At 68.5% G+C, this 19,475-nt stretch carries 15 protein-coding genes; 4 read left to right on the top strand and 11 right to left on the bottom strand.

The annotated features are described in order from the left end of the window. Positions 1 to 8 precede the first annotated feature (8 nt). Positions 9 to 1,373: a serine hydrolase gene (locus tag IPN47_20080; GenBank protein ID MBK9410299.1), complete on the bottom strand. Its 1,365-nt coding sequence runs from the start codon at positions 1,371 to 1,373 to the stop codon at positions 9 to 11. On the opposite strand from IPN47_20080, the gene IPN47_20075 reads away from it, so the two are divergent. Both IPN47_20075 and IPN47_20070 read left to right on the top strand, forming a co-directional pair. Beyond that, the gene (locus tag IPN47_20075; protein ID MBK9410298.1) at positions 1,366 to 2,166 is read left to right on the top strand and encodes a helix-turn-helix transcriptional regulator; all 801 of its coding nucleotides are present in this window, start codon (positions 1,366 to 1,368) and stop codon (positions 2,164 to 2,166) included. The genes IPN47_20080 and IPN47_20075 overlap by 8 nt on opposite strands. 307 nt (positions 2,167 to 2,473) lie before the next feature. Continuing rightward, the gene (locus IPN47_20070) at positions 2,474 to 2,911 is read left to right on the top strand and encodes a hypothetical protein (GenBank protein MBK9410297.1); all 438 of its coding nucleotides are present in this window, start codon (positions 2,474 to 2,476) and stop codon (positions 2,909 to 2,911) included. Positions 2,912 to 3,003: 92 nt separating this feature from the next. Here the strand turns inward: IPN47_20070 and IPN47_20065 are convergent, their stop codons facing one another. The 5 genes from IPN47_20065 to IPN47_20045 all read right to left on the bottom strand — a co-directional run bounded on the left by IPN47_20065 (position 3,004) and on the right by IPN47_20045 (position 11,595). Further along, entirely contained in the window at positions 3,004 to 4,404 is a 1,401-nt protein-coding gene (locus IPN47_20065) for a hypothetical protein (GenBank protein MBK9410296.1), read from the bottom strand. 3 nt (positions 4,405 to 4,407) lie between these two features. Beyond that, a complete protein-coding gene (locus IPN47_20060) occupies positions 4,408 to 5,445 on the bottom strand; it encodes a hypothetical protein (GenBank protein ID MBK9410295.1) in 1,038 nt (345 codons plus the stop codon). 34 nt (positions 5,446 to 5,479) lie between these two features. Next, complete coding sequence (locus tag IPN47_20055; GenBank protein MBK9410294.1) at positions 5,480 to 6,016, bottom strand: hypothetical protein; 537 nt, start codon at positions 6,014 to 6,016, stop codon at positions 5,480 to 5,482. Positions 6,017 to 6,360: 344 nt separating this feature from the next. Continuing rightward, positions 6,361 to 9,423, bottom strand: a complete 3,063-nt coding sequence (locus IPN47_20050) for a hypothetical protein (GenBank protein ID MBK9410293.1) — start codon at positions 9,421 to 9,423, stop codon at positions 6,361 to 6,363. Positions 9,424 to 9,492: 69 nt separating this feature from the next. Further along, complete coding sequence (locus IPN47_20045; GenBank protein ID MBK9410292.1) at positions 9,493 to 11,595, bottom strand: S9 family peptidase; 2,103 nt, start codon at positions 11,593 to 11,595, stop codon at positions 9,493 to 9,495. Positions 11,596 to 11,783: 188 nt separating this feature from the next. Here IPN47_20045 and IPN47_20040 point away from each other — a divergent pair, with 188 nt between their 5' ends. Then, positions 11,784 to 12,818, top strand: coding sequence for a hypothetical protein (locus IPN47_20040; GenBank protein MBK9410291.1), 1,035 nt, complete (start codon positions 11,784 to 11,786; stop codon positions 12,816 to 12,818). 166 nt (positions 12,819 to 12,984) lie between these two features. Then, entirely contained in the window at positions 12,985 to 14,676 is a 1,692-nt protein-coding gene (locus IPN47_20035; protein MBK9410290.1) for a serine hydrolase, read from the top strand. On the opposite strand, the gene IPN47_20030 is transcribed toward IPN47_20035, so the two are convergent. From IPN47_20030 to IPN47_20010, 5 genes are all read right to left on the bottom strand, one after another. After that, complete coding sequence (locus IPN47_20030) at positions 14,673 to 15,785, bottom strand: hypothetical protein (protein ID MBK9410289.1); 1,113 nt, start codon at positions 15,783 to 15,785, stop codon at positions 14,673 to 14,675. The genes IPN47_20035 and IPN47_20030 overlap by 4 nt on opposite strands. Before the next feature lie 55 nt (positions 15,786 to 15,840). After that, the gene (locus IPN47_20025; protein ID MBK9410288.1) at positions 15,841 to 17,007 is read right to left on the bottom strand and encodes an Ig-like domain-containing protein; all 1,167 of its coding nucleotides are present in this window, start codon (positions 17,005 to 17,007) and stop codon (positions 15,841 to 15,843) included. Positions 17,008 to 17,057: 50 nt separating this feature from the next. Next, on the bottom strand, positions 17,058 to 17,492 hold the full coding sequence (locus IPN47_20020) for a hypothetical protein (GenBank protein ID MBK9410287.1): 435 nt from the start codon (positions 17,490 to 17,492) through the stop codon (positions 17,058 to 17,060). A gap of 195 nt (positions 17,493 to 17,687) precedes the next feature. Beyond that, complete coding sequence (locus IPN47_20015) at positions 17,688 to 18,410, bottom strand: hypothetical protein (GenBank protein MBK9410286.1); 723 nt, start codon at positions 18,408 to 18,410, stop codon at positions 17,688 to 17,690. 10 nt (positions 18,411 to 18,420) lie between these two features. Continuing rightward, positions 18,421 to 19,362 carry a hypothetical protein gene (locus IPN47_20010; GenBank protein MBK9410285.1) on the bottom strand — a complete coding sequence of 314 codons (942 nt, stop codon included), beginning with the start codon at positions 19,360 to 19,362 and terminating at the stop codon, positions 18,421 to 18,423. Positions 19,363 to 19,475 lie beyond the last annotated feature (113 nt).

Here is a 19,475-nt window from a genome sequence, read left to right as displayed (position 1 = left end):
GCGTTTCCCTACTTCACCACCGCCGCCAGCACCTTTCCCAGGAACTCGTTGATCGCCCCGTTCTCGATCCAGCGCACCACGACCACCAGGTCATGCTCGGGGTCGACGTACACCAGGTTGGTCCCGTTGCCCACGTGCCCGAACGCCGACGCCGGGGCGTTAGGCATCCACTTGCGGTCGGTGTTGAGGAACCAGTTCATGTAGCCGTAGGTGGGCTGCGGTACCGTGGGGGTGAGCGAGAGCTTGACCCACTCTTCGGAGAGGATGCGCTTGTCGCCCCACATCCCGCGCCGCTGGGTGAGCAGGCCGAAGCGCGCCATGTCCCAGGCGTTGATGAACATTCCGCCGCCCCAGTGCCCGCCCCCCGACACGACCTGCACGGGGCGACCGTCGAGGGTGATCCAGGCATTGTCGTAGCCGTTCCACCGCCAGGTGCGCGAGGCGCCGATGGGGTCCATCACGTGGTCGCGCAGCACCTCGGGGAGCGGGCGACGCCAGATGTTGGTGGCGGCGAGGGCGAGGACGTTGACGCGCACGTCGTTGTACTCGTACGCCGTCCCCGGCGCCTTGCGCGGTCGCGATTTCCACTCGGCGCTGTTCTGCGCCGGGCGATCGGCCCACTCCGGCTTCCCCCACAGCGTCCCCTCCCAGTCACTCGTCTGCCGCAGGAGGTCGTCCCAGATGATCGTCTTGTTGTGCGGCGTGTTCCACGGATCCAGGAACATCGGGTGGCCGAGTTCCGAGCCCGGCTCAGAGGAGGCCGTCAGCCGCAACCGGTAGACGGGCGCCTGCGACTTCCAGACCGTGTCGCGTACCGAGGGGATGAGCCCGCGGTCAAAGGCCAGCCCCACGGTGGCGGAGAGGAACGACTTGGTGACCGAATGCGTCATGTCGACGCGATCGGGCTCGCCCCACTGGGCCACGAGGTAACCGCCGCGCACGATGACGCCGCTCGGCTCGCCGCGGGGCTTGAAGGGGCCGATCCCCTGGGCCAGCGGTTCGTTGCGGCCGAAGGAGCGATAGTGCGACTCCTCCATGTCGCGCGGGGCCTTGGCGTCGTTCGCGATGGCGAAGGCGATGGCGGCGGCGAGGGCAGCGGAGTCGAGGCCGGCGGCGGCGGGGGCGCGACGCTCCCAGGTGGTGCCGGGGGACGTACGGGGGCGCGGCACGCGCGCGAGCGGGGGCCTGGGAGAAGGCGACCGTCGAGGCGCCGGCCGACGCGGCGACGGAAGACCAGAATGCGACGACGATGGCGGAGGCGCGTACCATGCGGGGCCCGGTTGAGGGAGTCGCACCAAGCTACAGGACGAGCGCGGCGCGCCATAGCACGTCGCGCGAGCGGGCGGGCCGGCGCATTTTGACCATGTGGCCATCGCCCCCCCATATCGCTACGCCGAGACCGCCCCCTCGCCCGCGCTCGCCGAGTGGGTGCTCTCGTTCTGGCACTTTGCGGCCGACGCGAGCCCTCCGGCTGACGCTCCGTTCGCCGTGTGGCCCGATGGCTGCACCTCGGTCGCGATCGTCTCGCTCCCCCGAATCGCGCCAATGCTCACCGTCGTGGGGCCGCGCGCGACGTCGTTCCAACCAGGCGTTGTCGCCGGCATGCGCCTCGTGGGGATGCGGTTGTGGCCCGACGCAACGCCGCTCGTACTCGCGCTGTCCCCGCGCGCGCTGCGCGACCATCAGGGGCCGCCACCACCGACGCTCGCCGCGCGATTCGCGAGCGCTGTCGCCGCCATTCCGGCCAATGGGACCAGCGACGAGGCGATGGCCGCCCTCGATCGGTGGATGCACGGTGAGCGGGACGCGTTCGTCTCCCCCGATCCGCGGGTTCGTCGTGCCATCCACGCGGTGGCGTCCGCACGCGGCGAGGCGACGGTCACGCAGGTGGCCCGGGCCGCCGGGTCGAGCATTCGCCAGCTGCAACGTCTCTTTCCCGAGGCGACCGGACTCACGCTCTCGGAGTATGCTCGTGTCCGGCGACTACGCGAGGCACTCGCGCTCCGCCTGTCCAACGACGCGGCCCACTGGTCGCGAATCGCCGCCGAGCGCGGCTTCGCCGATCACGCCCACCTCACGCGCGAGTTCGTCGCCCTCGCCGGGTTGCGTCCGACTGACGCGGCGCGACAGCTCTCGTTGACGGCGCACGACAACGTCGCCCCGTGAGCTCCCCTTGAGCCCCCGGCGGTCGGCGCTGTCGGTGACGGGCATCGACGGAGCGCGACGTCCTCTTCGCGCGGCGGACAACGGCGCGAAAGTTCAAGCGCGCCCCCGTCACGTCCGCCGAGATTCCCGCAGTCCCGTTCACCCTGGAGTCTCCGCCGTGCCGCTCCACCGTCACCTGCCGGATCGCGTCCGTTCGCGCACATCCACGCTCGCCTTGGCGACCGTCGCCGCCCTCTTCGCCGCCTCCCCCGTGGTGCGGGCGCAGGACCCCGGGGCGGCGCAACGCGTCGCTCGCCTGCGAGCGTTGATGACGCCTGTCGCCCCGCTGGCGGGACAGTGGGCCGGCGATGCGCGAATCGTCACCGGGCCCGGCGCAGCGCTGTTGGTGCGCCAGCACGAGGATGTGGTGCTGGGCGCCAGTGGAACCGTGCTCTTGATTCGCGGCACGGGTCGCACGACCGAACCCTCCGCGCGCGACTCCGTCGTGTTCGAGGCGGCGGGCATCATCTGGGCCGATGCGCAGGCGGGGAAGCTGCGCATGCGCGCCTACCGCGAGGGCAACGAGATCGAAGCGGATCTCGCGGTGCGCGCCGATACCCTGGAGTGGGGCTTCGCCGTGCCCGGCGGGCGCGTTCGCTACGTCATTGCGTTTGGCAACGATACCTGGCACGAGGTGGGCCACTTTCTGCGAGACGGGGCCCCGCCATACCAGGTGATCGAAATGCGGCTGCAGCGCAAACGCTAAGGTCGTTAGGCGGCGCCCCGGGCCACGCGGGGCGTGCAGAGCGAGGCCCATGACGCGTGGCCGGTCGCGCACGACCCGTTACGCCAGGCCGGTCACGGGACGCACGCCTCGTGGTTGACCTCGCGCGCCCGCTGCGGCAGCCCAGTCGGCGGACGCAGCTCGGCGAGTGCGCGTTCTGCGGCTCCGACCTGCAACTCGAGCGGACCGAGCTGGGCCCGGAGCGCCTCCAACCGCCCCACGTCGTCGTTGCACGCCTTCACCAAGGCCCGACGTGCCGACTCCTGCAATGCCGGGCGGCGGGCGGCGAGTTCCGACGCCGCGTTCGCCGACGTCGCGAGTTGCGTTTGGCCATCGTCCACGCACCGCGAGTACGCCTCGAGGTTGCCGCCTACCCAGCCGAGCACGAACTCGCGGGACTGCGCTTCCCCAGACTTCGCGCGCGACGCCACCGCCGCGCCAGCCTGGGTGGTGATGGTCTGCAGGAAGAGGAAATCGCCGAAGCTCCCGAAGTGCGGTTCGGCATAGCCCGCATCGCGGATCTGCTTGCGGTAGGTCGGCACGTTGGGGGCGAGTTGCGCGTAGTCTCGTCGATACGTCGCCAGTTGCTGCTGACGGTCGGCGGAGAGCGCGGACGGCGCTACGCCCGGTGCACGCGGGAGGAGTGCGAGGACGGAATCCAGGATCGATGGCGGTTGCAGCACGTTGAACCCGAGGCGCTGCAGCAATGGCTTCCCGGCGAGTTCGTCCGCCGCATTGCGCGCCCGCATGACACAAACCTGCCGGGCGACGATCTCCCGCTCCCCGCTTTCGACCGTCGGACGGGCCGCCGCCGCTTCTCCCGGATCCAGGTCGGGCGCCGGAATGGCCTCGCACGCCGCGGCCGAGGACCATCGCTTGGCGGCATTGCGTTGCTCGAGAGCCGTGATCTCGCCCTGCTTGGCGGCAAGCGCTGCGCGCGCCTCGTCCACGCGACGTCGCAGCGACGACGTCTCCCCCTCACGTCGCGCGACCGCTTCCCACTCGGGATACCGGAATCGCGCCGTCTCCGGGCGATCGCGGTCGACGCGTCGTATTGGGAGCAGGCGCTGGTCGGGCATGCGAAAGAGCAGGCAGGCCGCCCCTTGGGGCCCGGCCGTGAGCGACGCCGGGAGGGTGAACGCGAGTGAGCGTTCACGCGGACCTCGGTGTCGTGTCCCCATCACGCCGTTGCACCCGCGCGACGCGTAGCTCGCCGGGCCGGTGTTGGACAGGCAGTCCAGCGCGACGTCGCCCCGCGCCGTTCGATACTCCGCCAGCAGGGACACGCCGCTCGTCTGCAGGGCGGGATCCCACGGGTGCTTGGCGCTCCACTCAAGGATGACGCGGTCGCCCTCCACCGTGACCTTCGTCTCGAGGGTTTCTCGACTCTGCGCCGAAACGCGACCGGCGAGGGCGGCTCCCAGGCATACCGCGCCAAACCACCAGCGACCCCGGACAATCATGGCAGCAGGCATGGCTCAAGGGCGAACGCCGGGGTCGATTTCCTGCGTCAGGTATCCCATGCGCAGCATGGTCTCCCGGGTCAGCGACGCCGTGTCCTTGATGCTCACTTCGTACATCACCTCCAGCATCCGGAGCGCGGGGCGAGCCCGCGGTTCCGTGTCGCCGATCCGTTCACGCAGGGAGGCGATGGCAGCGTTCATGCATTGCCGTTCGATGCGCATGTAGATGTCCTGCATGGCGGCAAGGCCCTCATCGCGAATGCGTGTGAGGTCGCGGAGCTCGTCCGATTCCGCGTAGGGGACCTCGCGCCCTCCCGCCCGGGCGAAGCGCATGAAGTCCTGCAGGTTCTCGCTTCGCTGCGGATTCGCGGTGGTCAGCAGGAGCGTATTCTGGAAGTGCGTGAAGAGCCGCGCGGCCATGAAGCGGGCCGAGAGGCACTGTTGCTCGACCAGGTCGCGCAACTTGCCACTGGCCATCTGGGCGATGAGCTGGGGGTCGAGCGCTGTCGCCGCGATGGACGCGGAGTGCACCTCGTAGGTCGCGTCGGGGTCGAGGTACCTAAAGAGTCCCCCCATGAACGCCACGGTGCACGCGCTCACACAGGCGACCTCGCCGGACGGCGACGGCCACTGCATCGCCGTTCGCACCCGCGCCACGTTAGGCACTCGCACCGTCATGCGGGCTCGCCGCAGGAGGCGCCCGATCTCGATCCCCTGGTTGAGATTTCCCCCACCCGAGAAGAGCCACACCTCCTCGAAGCGCGCCCCCCGCAGGGCACCGGCGAAATGCAGGGAGTCGCCGTCGTACCAGACCGAGTCCTTCCCTTCTCGGGCCGGATACCACCCCGGACTGGCGAACCGCTTCTGATACGATTCGCAGTTGGAGACGCCGAACCGGCCGACGTCCCGCGGAATGTTCCCCCGACCGCAATCGCGGATGAACAGCACCGAGTGACCAGCCTGGTCGCGCACCGCCTCGAAGAGGAGGGCGTTCGGGAGGGAGAGCGCACCCAGCGCCACGCTCAGGACAGGCGCGACGATCAGCGTCAGCATTGCTGCGTATGCGGGCGGGGCGGGAGTGGAGCGATCACAGTTCGGGCTCGTATGTGCCGCCGGGCTTCCGGCAGAACTTGGTCACCGACTGCTCGCCAGCGCTCACGTCGGCCAGCTGGTCGACGACGATCCGACACTCCTTTTCCCCTTCCTGCGTCGGCGCCGTCGTGGTCAGCGTGCCCGATCGCTGGCTCTCGGGCATGACATACGTCCGCGTCGTCGGCTCCGCCTCGGCCACCGCCGCGTCCATCTCCTTCTTTCGTGCCTCCAGGTCGCGCTTCGACAGCTTGTCGTAGGCGCTGCCGGCGAGCGCGGCCCCACCCTGGCACAGGATCAGCGCCGCACCCACCTGCAGCGCCTTTGTCATCTGTGATGCCTGCGTCCCCGTCAGCCCCTGCCGCTTGATCTCGTACTGCGCGACCTTCTCGCCCAGCTTCCATCCACCGTACGCCAATCCGCCGCAGAGCGCCGTTTGCATCAATCGCTTCTTGAGCTGGGCTTCGGCCGCGCGAGGCGCGAGGCCCAGGGCGCAGGCCAGTCCAATGAACACGAGCACAAGTCGCCGCACCATGGTGGCACGAACCGCGCTTGCGTCAGCAGCAGGCGAGGGGTAGGCAAGCATCGACATCTTGAATCTGGGGAGGGGGGAGGGGGGAGCCGCAGATCGTCGGACGCAACGGCGCACCCGGGGCGCGCAGGAAATGCGCCCCGAGCCGCACCGACACCGCTAACGCTCGGCACGATCGCGCCCCAGATATCGGGCCCCAGCCTACGAGTGTCAAGCAACAGCTGTATCGCGTTAGCGCGCCAGCGGCGCAAAATCCCCCCGTCGCACGCCTCTGCCTGTCGTTTCCTGTATGGATCGCCGAGCTCGCTTCCGTCGGACCCTGCCAGGCTGCGCCGCCGCGACCTTCACTACGGGACCACGACCGCCTTCAGCACCACCCCGGCCCCCTCCGCCTTCCGTTGCAGCTCCGCAAACCGCCCCGCCAGCAGCGCGTTGAGCGTCGCGAGGTCGACCTTGAGCTGGGCGTCGAGCTGCTCGATGGTGCGCTCCTGCGCCACGGTCGGCCGGGTCGACGAGGCCTGCATTGAACCATCCAGGTCGAGGAAGCCGAACTTGGGGCCCCCGAAGCCGGCGCCGAAGCGGCGCCCTAACGAGTCGAGCTGCTGCCGAACCTGACCCATGAGCGCGGCCAGCGAGTCGCGTCGCGCCGGCGTCGTCGCGAGCGCCTTCTCCAACCGCTCGCGCTCGGCCGTCATCTGCTTGTGCAGTTCCACCCCGTCGTTGAACGACTTCTGCAGCGCCGCCAGCCGCACCGACGCGGCATGCCGCGCCTCAAGCGCACCGGCGGCGATCTCAACGCGCGAATCACCGCTCACGTCGACCGGCTGCGAGACCTCGCGCCCACGCGCGGCGAGCGTGACGGTGTAGCGTCCCGGCGGCACCCACGCTCCGCTGGGGAGGCCGAACCACCCTTCGTCGGCGTCGGTCACCCCGGGGGCGCGATCGTTGTGCAGGTCCCATGCGGCACGGTGGATCCCCGCGGCCGCCGGGACCTTGAGCGTGCGCACGACCTTGCCCGCGGCGTCGGCGACCTTGAGCGTCGCCACCGTGTCGCTCGCAGAGGCGGGAACGCCTAACGCGTAGGTGATGAGGGCCCCAGGGGGCGGATTGGGCGCCTGGAAGTTCCGCGCCCCCGGCGTGGGGAGGACGCGCGTCACGAAGCGCTGCATCACGGGACGGATGGGATAGAGCGCCGCCTCGCCAGATGCAACGACTGGCGCCCCCTTGTCGAACAGGCTGATGTCGTCGAGGACGATGATGCTGCGACCGTGCGTGCCCAGCACCAGGTCCCGGTGCTTCGGGTGAATGGCGATGTCGTCGATGCGCACGCGCGGCAGCGCACCGCCCACGTACGCCCAGCGCTTCCCGCCATCGAAGGTCACGTACAACCCGAACTCGGTCCCCGCGAACAGCACGTCGCGGTTGGACGGATGCTCGGCGAGCGTCTTGACCGAGTGGCCGACGGGAAGGTCGCCCGCGACCGCGCTCCAGGTGGTGCCGCCGTCGGTCGTGCGATAGAGCATCGGCGCCAGGTCGTCGTCGTAGTGCCCGTCGAAGGCGACGTACGCCGTGCGCGCCTCGTGCTGCGACCAGAGCACCTTGCTCACCCAACGCGGCGCCGGGAGCCTGAAGCGCGCGGTGATGTTGGTCCACGCCGCACCGCCATCGGTCGACAGTTGCACCTGGCCGTCGTCGGTGCCTACGAGGAGCACCCCCTGCGACCGCGGCGACTCCGAGACGCTGGTGATGGTCCCGTAGTCGCTCACCCCATCGTCACGCGACGGGGTCGTCGAGTCGCGCACGATCCCCATGATCGGGATCGACTTCCACTCCTGGTTGCGCGTGAGGTCTGGGCTCACCACATCCCACGACTCCCCGCCATCACGCGTGCGAAAGAGCTTGTTGCCACCATAGTAGATGGTCCGCGGATCGTGCGGGGAGCGCACCATCGGCGTGCTCCAGTTGAAGCGGATGGTATCCTTGGCGTCGGCCGGCACGGGACGAATGCCACGCTCTTCACGTGTCGCCAGGTGCACGCGGTACGCGCGCCCGCCTTGCGAGTTGGCGTAGATGTAGCGCGGGTCGGCCGGGTCGGTGACGGTGAAGAAGCCGTCGCCATAGGCGATGTTGATGACGTCGGCGTTGGTGATCCCGACGCCGTTGTACGTGCGGACGGGGAGCCCCCACGTCCCATTGTCCTGCGTCCCGCCGTACACGTAGTAGGGATCGCGATCGTCGACGTCGATGTCGTAGAACTGCCCGATGGGGAGGTTGTCGATGAAGTCCCAGTTCTTCGCGCCGTCGTACGTGAAGTAGAGCCCCCCGTCGTTCCCCAGCATCATGTGGTTCCCGTCGTTCGGGTTGAGCCACAGCGCATGGTGGTCCACATGGATGCGGTCGCCGGTGCTGTCGGTCGTGAAGGTCTTCCCGCCATCGATCGACTTGTGCACGTAGGTCCCCAGGACCCAGACACGATCGGGATGCTGGGGATCGACGCGCACCTGCGAGTAGTACATCGGCCGCGGATTGAGCGACGACTGCCGCGTCCACGTGCTCCCCTTGTCGTCCGAACGGAAGACGCCGCCGGCCTTGGCCTCGACGATCGCGTAGACGGTGTTCGGCTGGCTGGGTGCGATGGCGATGCCGATGCGGCCCTTCACGCCGACAGGCAGGCCGTTGGTGAGCGGTTCCCACGTGTCGCCGCCATCGCGCGAGCGGAACAAGCCGCTCCCTGGGCCGCCTCCCACAAAGCCGAAGCCGCGGCGCTGGCGCTGGTACATCGCGGCGTACACGGTGCGCCCGTCGGGGTCGAGCGCGACATCGACGGCGCCGGTGACGTTGTTGCCGGCGAGAACCTTCTTCCACGTGGTCCCGCCGTCGGTGGTGCGGTAGACCCCACGATCGTCGTTAGGTCCCCACAGGTGCCCCAGCGCCGCGACAAAGACCGTGTTGGGGTTCCGCGGGTGGATCACCACGCGCCCGATGTGGTGCGTCTCCTTGAGCCCCATGTGCGTCCACGTCTCGCCACCGTCGAGCGACCGGTAGATCCCGTCTCCCCACGTGGAACTCTGGCGATTGTTGGGCTCCCCTGTCCCCACCCACACGATCCCGGGATCGCTCGGCGCGATGGCAATGTCACCGATCGACGTGCTGCGTCCATCGCGATCGAAGACCGGGGCCCACGTCGTCCCGTTGTTGGTGGTGCGGAACACCCCGCCTCCGGCCGTCCCCACGAAGATCGTCGACGGCCGACCGGGAATCGCCTCGATGTCGTCGATGCGCCCCCCGAACGACGACGGGCCGATGTGGCGCCAGGGGAGCGTACCCAGATCCTGTGCGGGGAGCGGCGCAGCGAGCAGGACGCCGGCAAGGAGCGCCTGGGCAAGGACGGAGAAGCGACGCGAGGGCATGGTGACGAATGGAAGGAATGTGACGTTAGGCACCGTGTAGCGGGCGTGCTGGGCGCGGGGGAGCGTTGGTCACCGCCCCCGGCCGAGCGCTCCGACATGTCGTAGCAGGAACTCCATCTCCCGAGTGGCCAGCTCCACCGTCCCGCTCATCGAGCGACCACCGGCATGCCCGGATCGCAGGTCGTGCAGCAGGATGACAGGGAGTCCGGAGGTCGAGGCTTGCTGAAGCCGCGCGGTGAAGCGACGCGCCTGCCACGGCGGGACGCGCGTGTCGTTGATCCCCGTCTGCACCATCACCGCCGGATAGCGCACGCCGTCCTTCACGTTCTGGTATGGCGACATCGTGCGGATCGCCTCGAACTCCGCGGGCTGGCGTGCATCGCCGTACTCCAATAGCGCCGGCGCGTTGTTGTGCGTGACAAACGTGGGAAACCGCACGAGGTCCAGATCCGGCACACCGACGAAGGCGGCCCGGAAGAGGTCGGGGCGCTGCGTGATGGCCGCTCCCATCAGCAGCCCCCCGTTGCTGACGCCGCGAATGGCCAGCCGCTCAGGCGCGGTGAAGCCGCTGTCGACCAGGAACTGCGCCGCCGACGTGAAGTCGTCGAAGACGTTCTGCTTGTTGGCGAGCATCCCCCCCCTGTGCCACGCCTCGCCGAACTCGTTGCCACCGCGCAGCGTCGCCTGCACGTAGATCCCGCCACGTTCCACCCACAACGCCGCGCGCGCATCGAAGCGCGGGCCAAGGTTCACCGCAAAGCCGCCGTAGCCATGGAGGAGCGCCGGCGTGTTGCGGCTGCGCGCGTGCCCGCGCTTCTGCACCACCCAGAGTGGCGCGCGCGTCCCGTCCTTGGAGCGATACCAGTGCTGCGCGACCTCGAAGGCGCTCGTATCAAAGGCGACCCTGGCGCGCTCCCACACGGTGCGTGCACCAGTCGCGAGGTCGAGCTTGTAGGTGACCCCCGGTTGCGTGAACGATGCAATCGTGAGGAGCGCACTCCCCGGCTCAGCGCCGCGAATCGAGACGGTCGCGTGCGGAGGAACGGCGACCTCTCCCGCTGGCTGCCCGTCGCGCGTAAAGACGGCGATGCGATGCGCCGCATTGCGCAGGTAGGTGACGTACAGCTTGCCGTCGATCAGCGTGAAGGCGTCGAGCACATCCTCCGACTCGGGGAGAACGATGCGCCACGCCTCGCGACGCGGGTTCCTGAAGTCGACTGCGACAACGCGCCCGCGCGGCGCGTCGAGGTCGGTGCGCAACCACAGTTCATCATCGACCACCTGCGGCGTGAAGTGCGCGTCGACACCTGCCGTGAGGTCGACGAGGTTCCCCGTCTGCGTGTCCTGGACATGTACCTCGTTGCGCGCCCACCCATGCGAAATGGTATAGATGCGATAGCGCCCCTTGAGCGCCGTCGACACGGCGAGGAAGTGGGTGGGCGGGAGGAACTCGCCGTAGAGCAGGCTGTCGCTCCCCGCCGAGAGCCCCAGCTGATGGTAGCGAAAGCGCGGCCCTTCGAGACGCGAGCGATGCACGTAGTAGAAGCCGCGCCCGTGCGGTGCGAAGGCGAGCGACGCGTACAGCGCCGGCGGGAGCGAATCGGCGAGGTCCTTCCCCGTGCGCAGGTCGCGGATCTTCACCGTGATCTCGTCCGGCCCCCCGTCGCGCACCGAGTACATCAGCAATGAGCCGTCAGGTGAAACGGCCTCGATCGCCACGCTCGTGGTGCCGTCGCGGCGCAGGTCGAGCGGGTTGATGAGGCGTTCGTACTGGCTGTCGGGGGCTACGATCCCGGCGTTCGGGACCCAGTGCCGACGATAGACCGAGGCGACTTCCTCGCCGGTGCGGCGCAGCGTGAAGTACTCCCAGTCACCGCCGCGGCGCGGCGCGCTCGATGTCGGAACGTCGAGCAGGGCGCGCAAGCGGGCGCTGAGCGCCCGCCGTGCCGGGGTGTCGGTCCCCAACGTCTCGAGGGCCAGTCGGTTCTGCGCCGCGATCCAGGCCAGCACGTCCGGCGACGTCTGCGACTCCAACCAGCGGAAGCGGTCCTCGACCGCCACGCCATGCAAGGTGTCGACCACCCTCGACACGCGCGTGGCGAGTCGCGCTCTCGGCTGGGCCGCGACGGTCGACGCGGTGACGGCGGTGGCGCACGCCGCGAGGCGCAGCACGCGCCAGATGCAGCCGACGGCTCGCGCGGGTGGTCGAGGGGGGCGTGCGCTGGGCATGGCGGGCTCACTCCGGGGCCGTTCGGGTCGCAGAAGCTACGCCCGGCAGCGCGCTTCCGCTGCCCTCATCTCGCGGGCCGGGGGTGCCGAGACTGTCCCATATGCCTACCAGTCGCGTTGCATTCGTGCCCTTGGCGTCACTCCTCGTGTCGCTCCTCGCGTCGCTCCTGGCGGCCGCCTGCGGCGGCGAGGGGGGGAACGCCACCTCCGGTCCCACCAACGGCGTCGCCCCGCCGCCGGGCGGGGTGGCCGAGTTCTCGGTGAGCCCGCTCCCGATCGACTCGTTCGCCCTCATCACCCCGCTGGGCAACCTCAATCCGCCGGGGCACACACTCCCCACCGATCACGCCTACTTCTACGCGATCGACTTCGACCGGCGTCCGATCATTCGCGATAGCCTCGTGCGCACGGTGTATGCGCCCGCCACCGGCGCGATCGAATTCATGATGCAGCCGGTCGGAACCGACTGGAAGATCCAGTTCCGGGTGACGAAAGAATTCTCCTACTACGTGGACCACGTGATCCCCCGCCCCGGGCTCACGTTAGGCATGATCGTGCGCGCCGGTGAAGTCCTCGGGCGGACCAACCCCGGCGGCGCGATCGACCTGGGGGCCATCGACACCCGCGTGACGCTCACGGGCTTCGTGAACCCCAAGCGCTACCCGACGACGTCGCTGCACGCGGTGACGCCGTGGAAGTACTTCGTGGAGCCGATCCGCTCGCAGCTCTATGCCAAGCTGCGCCGCCACCCGGCGGCCGACCCCGATGCGCGCATCGACTTCGGCATCCCGGGCCGATTGGTGGGGGACTGGTTCCACGAGTCGGTCCCGAACAGCACGGAAGCGAGCGGGCCGGCGGGCTGGCCCAAGTCGCTGGCCTACGTCTACGACTACTACGATCCGACCAAGGTGCGCATCGCCATCGGCGGCACGATCGCCCCGCCGGGAATCTGGGGGATCCGTGACGATGCCCCGCGCCCGCGCGACCTGAGCGTGGCCGACGGCAAGGTGGCGTATCGACTGATGTACACCGAGTCGACGCAGATGCAGTACGGGCTGATGCTGGTGCAGATGATCGCCGAGGACCGGATCAGGGTGCAGGTCCTCGTGGGGAGCCAGGCCGGCGACGCGGAGTTCGACGAGCGGGCGCAGGTCTACGTGCGGTAGCGGCGCAGGGCACCAGCGGCAGGGACGCGGCATCAGTCGCCGCGCTCCTGACGCTGGTGTCCCTGCGCCAGGGGTGCCTTGCGCGATTGCTTTCCGGGGGACATTTCGCGGGCGGTCGTCGGTCGACCGAGACGTCGCCATCCCTCGCCCCGGAGTGCCGTCCCACATGCCCCGCATTCTCGCCCGGCCCCTCCCCCGGTTTCTCGCCCGGTTCCTCGCCGTCGCGGTCGGCTGTTTCTGTACCGCGGCGCCCATGGTGGCCCAGTCCACGCCGGCCGCGGTCACCGCGCGCATCGACTCGCTCTTCGCCCCCTACAACAGGACGGACGCCCCCGGCCTCGCCGTCGCCGTCGTGCGCGACGGACGGATGATCTTCGCCAAGGGGTACGGGATGGCCGACCTCGAGCATCGCGTCCCCATCACGCCGTCGACCGTCTTCGACGTCGCTTCGGTCTCCAAGCAGTTTGCCGGGATGGCGATCGCGATGCTGATCGGCGAGGGGAAGGTGCGTCTCGACGACGACATCCGCCGCCACATCCCCGAGATGGCCAACATCGGCGCGCCGATCACGATCAACCACTTGCTGCACCACACCAGCGGGGTGCGCGACTGGCCGGGGACGCTCGGCTTGGCGGGATGGCGCTACGACGACGTGATCTCGTTCGAGCAGATCCTGACGATGGCCTATCACCAGCGATCGCTCAACTTCGTCCCCGGGAGCGAGTACACCTACTCCAACACCGGGTACAACCTGCTGGCCGAGACGGTGCAGCGGGTGACGGGGCAGTCGTTCCGGGCGTGGACCGACGCCAACCTCTTTCAGCCGTTAGGGATGACGCGGACCGTCTTTCGCGACGATCACACCGTCATCATCCCTGACCGCGCCCTGGGCTACACGCGTGGCGCCGACGGCCGCTGGCACGCGGTGACCAACAACCTCACCGCGCTCGGCTCCAGCTCGATGATGAGCACCGTCGAGGACCTGGCGCGGTGGGTCATCAACTTCGACTCGATGCGTGTGGGCGGGGCGCAGGCGATGGCGCTCACGCGCACGCGTGGGGTGCTCAACGACGGATCGACGATCCCGTACGCGTTCGGTGTGTCGCACGGGGAGTACCGTGGGGCAGCGACCGTCAACCACACCGGGTCGTGGGCCGGCTTCGTGACGTACGTGGTGCACTTCCCGCAGCATCGTTTTGGCGTCGTCGTGCTGGCCAACGCCCCGCAGGTGACCCCCACGCGCGCCGCGCAGCAGGTGACGGACATCCTGCTTGGCTCGGCGCTGGCGCCCCTCCCCGCGACCACCGAACCTCCCGTCGTGCAGCTGCCGGCAGCGACGCTCGACGCCTACGCCGGCACGTACAAGCTGGGCCCCGGTTGGTACGCGCAAGTGCGGCGTGACGGAAACGGGCTCACCGTGCAGGCGAGCGGCGAGGGCGTCGCCCAGATGGTCGCGCGCTCGGAGCAGGAGCTGTGGATCCCGAACTTCGGCGCGTCGATGACGTTCCAGCGCGACGGGAGCGGACGCGTGACCGGGCTCCTGTACCGTGGGCGCGTCTCGCCGCGCATGCCCGACCGCGAACCGGCGGCGGCACCCGTGGCCGACTACGTGGGCGAGTACTTCAGCAGCGAGTTGCAGGCGACGTACCTGGTCGAGCTGCGCGGCGGGGGGCTCGTCGTGCGGCACCGGCGGCATGGCACGGGGGTGCTGATGCGCCGGTGGGGCGAGGATTTCGGCGCGACGCTGCCGAGCATGCGCTCGGTCGCCTTCGTGCGCGACACGAAGGGGAAGGTGAACGGCTTCGTGGTCAACATCGACGAGCGGAGCCGGGACATCAGGTTCGCGAAGGTGCGTTAGGCGGGGAGCGGGGCCCTGGCGCGAGCCGCGCGCCACGCGCGTCCCCTCAGCCCCGCGTACTCACGTCGGCGGGGCTGCGGGACGGCGGGCTCCTTACTTGAGTCGGCACGGAACAGCGGGACGGAAACGGACATGACGAGTGCCGCATGCCCGGCTCCGAGGTACTTGCCTTGCTTGCTGGTGAACAGCGCGGCCAAGGCGGTGCCGGCATCGCCGGGATAGTACTGCGGAAGGCGCACGCCGACGGTGATGATCGGCACGGCCGTCTGACGCGCGAGCAGCTCGTCGAGCCGTTTGCGATTCATCGGCACGAAGGCGATGCCGAAGTATGGAGTGCTCCACGTGGCCTGCGTCGGCTCGGTTGTCTTCACGACCTGGGGAAGAGCAGCGTCGCCACTGTCCGCCTGCTGCATCCCGAGCACCGGCCAGAAGGAGACCTGCTTGACGTCGACCCCCCCAAGCCCGAGCGAGACCCCGCTCGAGATGCGCCGGGAACTCCGCGTCGGAAGGCCGATACCAAGTGCGACGTTCTGCGCGAAGTACTCCTTGAGCGCATCGGGAGCGCCAAGCGCACCGACGACTGCACCGAGCGCGGAGCCGACGAGGCTCGTGCCGAGGTCGAAGGTCGTAGCGCATCCCTCGCAGATCCCGGTTGCCACTCCCACGGTGAAGGCGACCTTCGGTTCCAACGTGTGCGGGAAGGTCGGCGGCAAGCTGAAGTTGGCCGCGACGGCACGGTCAATCCATTCCCGCGCGCGAGCATCCGACTCGAGCTCGCTGCGTGTCAGCGTCGCTTCCGACTTGAAGTCTTGCACCGCGATCTCCAGCTCGCGCAACGCTCTGCGTAGCGTAGGATCACCCACGGGCGTGCGCCGGATGAGTTCCCCGGTCTCACGCAGGCGTGACGTGGATCGCGCGAGCCGCCGCACAGCGGCTGGTGTCGCCATCGATTCGTCCAGCTGATGCACGGCGACCTCGGCCATGTAGCCCAGCGCCAGATTGCGGAAGTAGGTGAGCGTATCCCTCGCGATGGACGCTGTCCGGCCGGCGAGGTGCGCCGCGGCCTGCGTGGCCTGTGCTTCGGCATTGCCCGGGACGGCCAGGAACACGAGGGCAGAACACGCGGCGCGTCGGAGCGCAACCGGTAGGCGTCTCATCTCGTCCTCACGGAAAGACGTTGTACGTGAAGTCGCGAACCCCCGATCCGCGTGGGATCAGGTTGCCAAAGTCGGAAAAGTAGCGGTAACTGCCGGTGTACCCGGAGCCACTCGCGAACGCATGTACCAAGGAGTTGGAGTACAGTCTATAGTACCCGAGAAAGACCCGCTGTCCACCGATCGGAACGGTGCAGTTGCAGCGGTTCTCCGACTGCAGTCCGAAGTTGATGGCCATCAGCAGCGATGTGCCGCTGAGATTGGAGACGAGTGGCGCGAAGTACCACTGGCTTCCCACCAGGTTGTCGATGTTGAGATTCACCGTCCCGCTGGGCGTCGTCAGCGTCCAGCGACCGCTCATGCGATCGCCGAGCACGCGGCCGCCGAGCTGCGGTTCGATGACCTCGAAGGTGACATCGAGCGTCGGGGCCGACGGAACGGTGGCCTGCCGAGTGGAGAGTGCCGGCACGACACCGATCGCCTGACCCTGGGCACGGATCGCTACTGCGGCGATGAGCTGGTTGGTCACGACGAGCGTGACCTGGCTCTGCGGAGCCGTTACCGACACGGCCGCGATCCCGACGCGTCCCTCGATGGTCGCCGAGATCGTGGTCGACCCCCCTCCCAGGGAGGTCACGACTCCGTTCGAGACGGTGGCGACCGACGGGTTTGATGACGACCAGAAGGGAGTACGATCGGAGAGGACGTTCCCGTTCGCATCGAGCGCATCGGCTGTGAGCACTGCAGTGGCGCCAGGCGCCAGTGAGAGGGCGGACGGGGTCACTCGCACGCTGGCGACCGGCGCGGCCGTGAACGGCGGGGCGACCGTGAGCGGCGCGGAGCCGACTACACCGCCAAGCGTCGCCTGAATGGTGGCCGCGCCCGGAGCGATTCCGGTGACGGTCGCCGTGGCGCCAGCCGGGTTCACGGAGGCGACCGTGGTCGAGGACGTCGTCCAGCCGGGCGACTGTCCCTGCATGAGGTTTCCGTTCTGGTCGCGCAGCTCGGCCGTCACGATCAGCCGTTCGCCCGTGCGGATCGAGATCTGCGATGGAACGATGCTGATGCTGGTGACCCTGGGCGTGCTCGGCGGCGGATTGGTGATTCCGTCGCCGCCGGGACCTGGGTCGGAGCACGCCGTCAGCATCGTGAGGCAGCTGATGAGCGCTATGGCCATCGCTGCGTGGTGTCGAAGGGAGCGCATGGTGTCTCCGGTACCCGTGTAGCTCACGGGACGGTGAAGATGTTGGCGAGGATGGCGCGGGCGCCGACGTCGACGCGCACGGGAGTGCGGGCGACCTGCCCGAGGTTGAGCGTCTGCCCCGGCGCGAGGCGCGGAACGCTGCCGGCGTTGCTCCAGACCACGAGCCCCGAAGCACCCACGCCCTGCAGCGTGTAGTCGAAGCGCAGAGGGACCGGAGCGATCCCAGTGACCGCCAGGGTCACGGGCCCCCCTCGTTCGCCGTTGCAGCCATCGGCCGGCGACAGGTGATCCTGCGTGAGCCGGAAGGTGGCTACGGGCGCGCCGTTGGCTGCGAACGTGTTGAACGACGCTGTGAGGGGGGTGATCTCCGGAGTACAGTCGCTCGTTTCACAGCTCCCGGTGATCTCGCAGCAGGCGGCGAGCGCAAAGGGGAACAAGAGGAAACGAGCACGACGCACCAGCGCGTGGCACTGCATGACACTGCTCCGCAATGGGTCTCGCGCCGTGTCGGAGGTGCAGCACCGGGCGCGATCAGCGTTGCACCGCGAGCGAAGAGTCGCTGCGAGGCGTTGCGTGAGCGTGGCGAACGGCGGGCGTCAGCGTGTCAGGAGCGTTCCGTTCTCGTTCCGCGGTGGGGACGCGACCGCGGACGGCTATCGCTGTCGCAGGCGCGCAATGAGGGCGCGCGTATCGGCGGCGGGGCTGGCCTGGAAATCGCGCGCGAGTCGACGCTCGAATCGATCGTACAGGCGGAGCGCGCCGGCCGTATCCCCGATGCGCTCGAGCAACTCCATCACGCGACGCAGGCGGCGTTCGTCCTCGGGGGCGAAGTCGGCGGCACGACGTGCCCATCGTCCAGCGTCGGTGAGATCGTCGCCCGACTCCGAGAGTTGCGCCAGGGTCCAGGCGGCGGCGGATGCCATGTCGGCAATCCTCGTGCGGGTGGCGCTTGCCCAGTCTTCCAGTGCGGATGCGCCGGTGACCGCGATCCAGTCCGTCGGTTGGGTCTTGCCGAGCATTTCCAGCGCCTTGGCGAAGCGCTTGGCGTGGTAGTCCTCTTCGAATTCTACCGCGTCGCAGCGCACGCATCCGGGGGTGAGCCGGACCTCTTCATCGCCGCGCGCTTCGATGCTATCGTCGCCAAGCGCGCGGCGAATGACGTGTAGCAGCTTTCGGAGGTTTGTGCGGGCCTGTTCCTGGCCGGATTCTGGCCAGAACAGGGAGACGAGGTGATCGCGTCGGAGGAAGGCGCCGGGGTGTGCGGCGGCGAGGTAGATGAGCAGCGATGCGGGGCGCGGCTGCGCCAGGAGGTCGGACGCAGCCGCGGGGTCCATGTGGGTGAGGGTGGTGGGGCGGAGGATGGAGAGGTGGGGCATGGGACAGCGGTCAGAATCCGACCTCGCAACAACCAACACCACATGTGAGCCACGCGGGTTGGTAGTAAGGGTGACTCTTCCGAGCTCGCACTTGCTGATACGCCTGTGCGTACTGCGCATCACGGTGGCTGCCGCGGAAGGTCGCGAGGACCTCCCTCTGTCCCTCACAGTCGAGGAAATCAGCGTACGAGATGTTGTCGAACGTGTGGGCCTTCCCGAGACAGCGATGGAAGTTGCTGCCGTATGGGCCGCGTTCACTTCGGTAGCTCACGGTGCCGTTCGTCCGCGAAACCTTGGTGATTCGCCACACCTCCCACCTCGACTCCTCCTGCACTTTCGTCCCCCTAACTGTGAGCAAGTGGACATGCCTGAGGGTATCGCCTCGCCCACCCTGCAACACCTCATTGCTGAGGATACCGTACATCTGTTCTTCGAGGCGCGGCACAGGGAATTCATCTGCCATCGCGAGGTCGAGGCGCGCAACAATCACCCGCTGTTCGAGGTGATCTGGCACGATCTTGATGGCGTCCTTCACCGGCCGGATAGTGATCTGCGCCAAGGTTTGGCTTTGGCTGCCTAGTGCTTCACATCGTGCCTTGGTGCGTTCAGCACACCGCGACACTGTGTCCGTTGCGTTCTCGAAGACACCTGCCAAACCGGCAAACTGCCAGAACTGCTTCGCTTCGGACTCGCGCGCGATGTCGTGCCTTCCCACCGAACCCACACACGGCTCGGCGGCGTCGTTGCCCTGCACAATGCTGTCTCGACAAAATCGGGTGGCGAGAGACGGCTCGACGGCGACCTTCGCTCCGCTCAACCGCGCTGTTGTCGAGACGCCAGCACTGTCCGCTCGCGACTGCTCGGGCACCGAACCACCGCAACTCCAAGTGACGGTGAGCACGATGACTGCCAACGGCCCCACATTCCATCGTGATCTCGCGATCTGTTCCATGATCCCCCCTCTCTGTAGGTTTCTAGCCGCTGACGAGCAAAGCGCGCGCAGTCGAGTCGCCTCCTCGCCACCGCTGTCCGTACATGAGCACACCGGAAGGAGAGTTACGCCCT

The sequence above is a fragment of the Gemmatimonadota bacterium genome (genome assembly GCA_016719105.1).
In the GTDB taxonomy this organism is placed as follows: Bacteria; Gemmatimonadota; Gemmatimonadetes; order Gemmatimonadales; family Gemmatimonadaceae; genus SCN-70-22.
The sequence above is the reverse complement of the archived record's forward strand: the minus strand, read 5'-3'. Positions and strand labels throughout refer to the sequence as shown.

What these genes read in the sequence shown, in the direction of transcription:
- IPN47_20080 (MBK9410299.1), bottom strand. Translation starts at nt 1,373, where the DNA reads ATGGCCACATGGTCAAAATGCGCCGGCCCGCCCGCTCGCGCGACGTGC.
- IPN47_20070 (MBK9410297.1), top strand. Translation starts at nt 2,474, where the DNA reads ATGACGCCTGTCGCCCCGCTGGCGGGACAGTGGGCCGGCGATGCGCGA.
- IPN47_20065 (MBK9410296.1), bottom strand. Translation starts at nt 4,404, where the DNA reads ATGCCTGCTGCCATGATTGTCCGGGGTCGCTGGTGGTTTGGCGCGGTA.
- IPN47_20060 (MBK9410295.1), bottom strand. Translation starts at nt 5,445, where the DNA reads ATGCTGACGCTGATCGTCGCGCCTGTCCTGAGCGTGGCGCTGGGTGCG.
- IPN47_20055 (MBK9410294.1), bottom strand. Translation starts at nt 6,016, where the DNA reads ATGGTGCGGCGACTTGTGCTCGTGTTCATTGGACTGGCCTGCGCCCTG.
- IPN47_20050 (MBK9410293.1), bottom strand. Translation starts at nt 9,423, where the DNA reads ATGCCCTCGCGTCGCTTCTCCGTCCTTGCCCAGGCGCTCCTTGCCGGC.
- IPN47_20035 (MBK9410290.1), top strand. Translation starts at nt 12,985, where the DNA reads ATGCCCCGCATTCTCGCCCGGCCCCTCCCCCGGTTTCTCGCCCGGTTC.
- IPN47_20025 (MBK9410288.1), bottom strand. Translation starts at nt 17,007, where the DNA reads ATGGCCATAGCGCTCATCAGCTGCCTCACGATGCTGACGGCGTGCTCC.
- IPN47_20015 (MBK9410286.1), bottom strand. Translation starts at nt 18,410, where the DNA reads ATGCCCCACCTCTCCATCCTCCGCCCCACCACCCTCACCCACATGGAC.
- IPN47_20010 (MBK9410285.1), bottom strand. Translation starts at nt 19,362, where the DNA reads ATGGAACAGATCGCGAGATCACGATGGAATGTGGGGCCGTTGGCAGTC.